The 2,785-nt window shown below is 65.7% G+C and carries 4 protein-coding genes; 3 read left to right on the top strand and 1 reads right to left on the bottom strand.

Going from position 1 to position 2,785, the window contains the following annotated elements:
- Positions 1-522 precede the first annotated feature (522 nt).
- The gene (locus ON39_RS12120; protein WP_040733688.1) at positions 523-720 is read right to left on the bottom strand and encodes a hypothetical protein; all 198 of its coding nucleotides are present in this window, start codon (positions 718-720) and stop codon (positions 523-525) included.
- 381 nt (positions 721-1,101) lie between these two features.
- Between ON39_RS12120 and ON39_RS48685 the strand changes: the two genes are divergently transcribed.
- The 3 genes from ON39_RS48685 (at position 1,102) to ON39_RS12110 (ending at position 2,739) form a co-directional block, all read left to right on the top strand.
- On the top strand, positions 1,102-1,269 hold the full coding sequence (locus ON39_RS48685; RefSeq protein ID WP_157195444.1) for a hypothetical protein: 168 nt from the start codon (positions 1,102-1,104) through the stop codon (positions 1,267-1,269).
- Between the two features lie 36 nt (positions 1,270-1,305).
- On the top strand, positions 1,306-2,052 hold the full coding sequence (locus ON39_RS12115) for a PRC and DUF2382 domain-containing protein (RefSeq protein WP_040733687.1): 747 nt from the start codon (positions 1,306-1,308) through the stop codon (positions 2,050-2,052).
- A gap of 438 nt (positions 2,053-2,490) precedes the next feature.
- The gene (locus ON39_RS12110; protein ID WP_040733686.1) at positions 2,491-2,739 is read left to right on the top strand and encodes a hypothetical protein; all 249 of its coding nucleotides are present in this window, start codon (positions 2,491-2,493) and stop codon (positions 2,737-2,739) included.
- The last annotated feature ends 46 nt before the right edge of the window (positions 2,740-2,785 follow it).

The following is a 2,785-nucleotide window of genomic DNA, read 5'->3' as shown; positions in this document are numbered from 1 at the left end:
AACCAGCCCAAGTCCACCCCAAGGATCGCGCCCATCCGTGAACCATCTCAGGCCCACGCAGTAATCGCGCGCACCCGCGAACCATCCAGGCCCGCGCAGGAATCGCGCCCATCCGCGAAACCATCTAAGCCCCACGCGACAATCACGCCCACCCGCAAAACAGTTCAGGCCCACCCCGGAATCGTGCCCATCCGGGAACCAGCTGAGGCCCACCCCAAGACTCGCGCCCATCTGCGAAACCAGCCCAAGTCCACCCCAAGGATCGCGCCCATCCGCGAACCATCTCAGGCCCACGCAGTAATCGCGCGCATCCTCGAACCAGCCCATCCAACGATGCCCACTCCACCGATCGCGCGCACCCGCGAAACCAGCCCAGGCCGACTACAGGATCGCGCCGCCCGCGAAACGATTTCAGCCCACGCCGGAATCACGCCCACCCGCCAACCAGTTCAGGCCGATCCCCCACGATCACGTCACCCGCGAACCATCCCACCCCACCCCGTCGGCAACCCCCTCAGTACCTCACCGTTTCAAACTGTCCCGACGCCGTAACTCCTCGGCCCGAGCACGAAGCGCGGCATTCACCAGCTCACGCCCCTCGGCCACCAAGTCCAGCACCTCCCACGAGGCCTTGCGGGCAGCGCCGCCGACGATGCCGGCGATGGCTCCACCGTGGCGGCGGGCGGCGGCGGCGAGTTCTTGTGCGAGTTCGTTTTCCATCAGGCACCGACCGTCATAGGGGATTCGGTGAATGAGTGTGTGCCGAACGAGGTGTGTACATGGGCCGACCATCCCTTCGGTGACTGCGACTATCCGGAAAGCTACGCGCAAGATCAGAGTACAACCGTACACTGACCGAGGCCGCCGTCAGAAGAGTGCAAAATCGAAAGCCTCCGCGCAGCGTAATCGGCCGAGGGGCCGACCGGAACACCCCCGGTGTACGCGCCACGCCGAACCCCCGCCGCACATCCCCGGTCACAGGCCGATTTGCTCGCCGAGGCGTTTGATGCATACCCCGCCGGGTAGTTGCCTTCATGTAGCTGATCGGCCGGATTCCACTACGGGAATCGGGAACATTCACTACGTGGCAGGAGCAGACACATGCTTGATATTGCCTACCGAAAATCCGCGATCGACCAGGACACGCAACGGCTGGATGTCAGTAGATACCTAGCCCGGGGCAACGTCGAAGATCCGGTCCGACGCTCGCGGCAGACGCAGCGAATCGCCGACGATCTCGACCAGCCCGATCAAAAGGCAAGTGCCTGAACATCTTTCATCGAATGCACGCGGAGGAATTACATCATGACCGGAATGCTGGAAGAACTTATCGGAAGCGCTGTGTACGGAGCCCACGGCGACAGGATCGGCAAGGTCAAGCGGATCTACGTCGACAACACATCGGGCGCGCCGACCTGGGCGTCGGTTGACACCGGCTGGTTCAAGGACGATTCGCTGGTTCCGCTGGCCGGCGCGCAACTGAGTCACGACCCGGAAGCACTGCAGGTCAACGTCGAAGAGGCGGATGTGAAGACCGCGCCGCATCTCGAGCACGACGGTCTGATCAGTCCCGAGGCCGAGCGTGAACTGTTCGAGCACTACCACATCGACCCGAGCCAGGCCGGCATGGCGATGGGCGGCAGGCAGCAGATGCGTGGCGGTCGCCGCCCCGATGAGGGCATGGTGCGCTCCGAGGAGCGCCTCGCGGTCAACACGCAGAATGAAGAGGCGGGTCACGCGCGCCTGCACAAGTACGTGGTCACCGAGGAGCAGACCGTGACCGTGCCGACCACGCACGAGGAGGTGCGGATCGAGCGCGAGCCGATCACCGACCGGACGCAGGTCGGCCGCACCGATATCGGCGAGCAGGACGCGGAGGTCACCCTGCACGAAGACCGCGTGACGGTGCAGAAGGAAGCCGTGCCGGTCGAGCGGGTCCGCCTCGCCGTCGACGAGGTCGAGGACGAGCAGACCGTGTCCGACACCGTGCGCAAGGAGCGAATCGAGACCGAAGGCGTGGAGACCGATCCCCGCCACCCCCGCGGTAAGTGACGCCCCGCTGGTCGACTGATGTCACCGGGTGAGGATCAGGGACAACCTGATCCTCACCCGTTTATCTTGTACGTCGACCGCGATGCCGCGCTGACCGTGATGCTGCGCTGATCGCGATGCCGCGCCGACCGAGGGTGCTGTGCTGACCGTAATGCTCACGCCGATCGTGATGTCGCGCCGGTCGCGGTGCCGCGTCGACCGCGATGCCGCACCGACTGCGGGTGCTGTGCTGACCGTGACGCTTACGCCGGTCGTGATGCCGCGTCGACCACGCTGCCGCGCTGACCGCCGATGCCGTGCGACCGCGATGCCGCGCTGATCGTTGTGCCGCGCCGGCCGTGGTGCGCCGGTCGTGATGCTGCCATTCGCGATGCCGCGTTGACAATGAGGCCGCGTCGACCACGAGACTGTGCTGACCACGCTGCCGCGCTGACCGTGATGCTCACGCCGCTCGTGATGCTGCGCCACTTGCGATGCTGCACCGACCCCGATGCTGCGCCGGTCGCGATGCTCACGCTGACCACCGCAGCCGCGCTGACCCTGATACTCACCTCGCTCGTGATGCTGCGCCGATCGCAATGTTTACGCCGACCGTCGACCGCCGACCGCCGACCGTCGACCGCCGACCGCCGTGACCGGGATGCCGCGTCTACCGCGATGCCTGCGCCGGTCGCGGTGCCGCGCTGACCGCCGATGCCTCGCTGACGGTGATGCTCACCTCGATCGTGATGCT

Source organism: Nocardia tenerifensis NBRC 101015 (genome assembly GCF_000308715.1).
GTDB classification, from domain to species: domain Bacteria; phylum Actinomycetota; class Actinomycetes; order Mycobacteriales; family Mycobacteriaceae; genus Nocardia; species Nocardia tenerifensis.
Note: the sequence above shows the minus strand (reverse complement) of the source record. Positions and strands in the feature narration are given on the sequence as shown.

Excerpts from the sequence above, each read along its gene's own strand:
- ON39_RS12120 (WP_040733688.1), bottom strand. The coding sequence starts at position 720 with ATGGAAAACGAACTCGCACAAGAACTCGCCGCCGCCGCCCGCCGCCAC.
- ON39_RS48685 (WP_157195444.1), top strand. The coding sequence starts at position 1,102 with ATGCTTGATATTGCCTACCGAAAATCCGCGATCGACCAGGACACGCAA.
- ON39_RS12115 (WP_040733687.1), top strand. The coding sequence starts at position 1,306 with ATGACCGGAATGCTGGAAGAACTTATCGGAAGCGCTGTGTACGGAGCC.
- ON39_RS12110 (WP_040733686.1), top strand. The coding sequence starts at position 2,491 with ATGCTCACGCCGCTCGTGATGCTGCGCCACTTGCGATGCTGCACCGAC.